This is a genomic window from uncultured Thiocystis sp. (assembly GCF_903866365.1).
GTDB lineage: Bacteria > Pseudomonadota > Gammaproteobacteria > Chromatiales > Chromatiaceae > Chromatium.
Genome location: NZ_CAIPNF010000340.1, coordinates 1 through 1,693 on the forward strand (window position 1 = coordinate 1; position 1,693 = coordinate 1,693).

At 65.9% G+C, this 1,693-nt stretch carries 1 protein-coding gene; it reads left to right on the plus strand.

Going from position 1 to position 1,693, the window contains the following annotated elements; all coding sequences use genetic code 11:
- Positions 1-14: 14 nt before the first annotated feature.
- Positions 15-1,693 (plus strand): strawberry notch-like NTP hydrolase domain-containing protein (locus QZY07_RS19055; RefSeq protein ID WP_295406081.1); only part of this gene is annotated, 1,679 nt, incomplete at its 3' end.

The window sequence follows — 1,693 nt, forward strand, 5'->3', positions numbered from 1 at the left end:
AGGTGGCGGGCCTGTTGCCGACCCACACCCGGCGCTCGGAGGAGATGGAGCGGCTCCAGCAATTCTCGACGCCGCTGCCGATGGGGCTCGCGGCCCTGACCGCCGCACAAATCAGGCCGCGCGACCTGGTCCTTGAGCCTTCGGCCGGGACCGGGCTTCTGGCGATCCTGGCCGAGATTGCAGGCGGCAGCCTCGCGCTGAACGAGCTTGCCGACACCCGCGCAGATATTCTGCGCGTTCTCTTTCCGGGGCGACCCGTCACGCAGTTTGACGCCGCACAGATCGACGATCATCTGGACGCGGCCTTTCGCCCCAGCGTCATCCTGATGAACCCGCCGTTTTCGGCTGTGGCAAATGTCGATGGCCGGACGACCGAGGCGACGGCGCGGCATCTGCGCTCGGCGCTTGCCCGACTGGCCCCCGGTGGGCGGCTAGTCGCCATCTCCGGTGCGGGTTTCGCGCCCGACGCGTCCGCATGGGCTGAAACCTTCATGCGGCTGACCGAGACCGCGCACTTGGTGTTCACTGGCGCGGTGGCGGGCGGGGCTTTCACAAAGCATGGCACAAGTTTTGAAACCCGCATTTCTGTCTTCGACAAATGCCGAGGTGGCGAGTTGGGTGGAATAACCGCCAATCTCGGCCAGTCCATGGCTGCTGATGTCGCAAGTTTGATGGCACGGATCGCTACCGAGGTGCCGCCGCGTCTCCCCTTGGAGCCGGGCGCACCCGCAGGGCAGAGCGCTCGGTCCCGCGTCCCGGCAAATCCGTCGCGCGCAACCAGTGCCACCGACAGCAAACCGCGCGGGCCGGTGACGGCCTCGCTGTCCGAGTTTCAGCTGTCGTCCCAAGCCGAAGACCTTGCTTACACCCTGCAGGACGGCAACGAGGACGAGGTCACGGCGCGCCTTTCAGACGCGATCTATGAAACTTTTCGCCTGCAGGCGTTCGACATCCCAGGCGCGGCCCTGCATCCGACCAAGCTCGTGCAATCGGCAGCGATGGCATCGGTGTCGCCGCCGAAACCGAGCTATCGGCCCAAGCTGCCCGCTGCGGTCCTGCGCGACGGGCTGCTTTCGGATGCCCAGCTTGAAACCGTGATCTACGCGGGCGAGGCGCATGGCGCGTATCTCGCGGGCGCGTGGAGCGTGGATGAAACCGGCGACATAGTCTCCGCCGCGCCGGACGATGTCGCTGACGCCGTTCGCTTTCGTCGCGGGTTTTTCCTTGGCGATGGCACCGGCGCGGGCAAGGGTAGGCAGTCGGCCGGGATCGTGCTCGACAACTGGGCTCGAGGACGGCGCAAGGCGCTCTGGATATCGAAAAGCGACAAGCTTTTGGAAGACGCGCAGCGTGACTGGTGGGCCTTGGGGCAAGAGCGGCTTCTGGTGACGCCGCTGGCGCGCTTTGCGCAAGGCCGCGACATCCCGCTCACCGAGGGCATTCTGTTCACCACCTATGCAACGCTGCGATCCGAGGAGCGCGGGGCCAAGAAATCCCGCGTTGATCAGATTGTCGATTGGCTGGGCGCGGATTTCGACGGGGTGATCCTGTTTGACGAAAGCCACGCCATGGCGAATGCCGCAGGCAGCAAGGGGGAGCGCGGCGACACCGAAGCCTCGCTGCAGGGCAGGGCGGGCCTGCGCCTGCAACACAAACTGCCAAATGCACGCGTGGTTTATGTCTCGGCCACGGG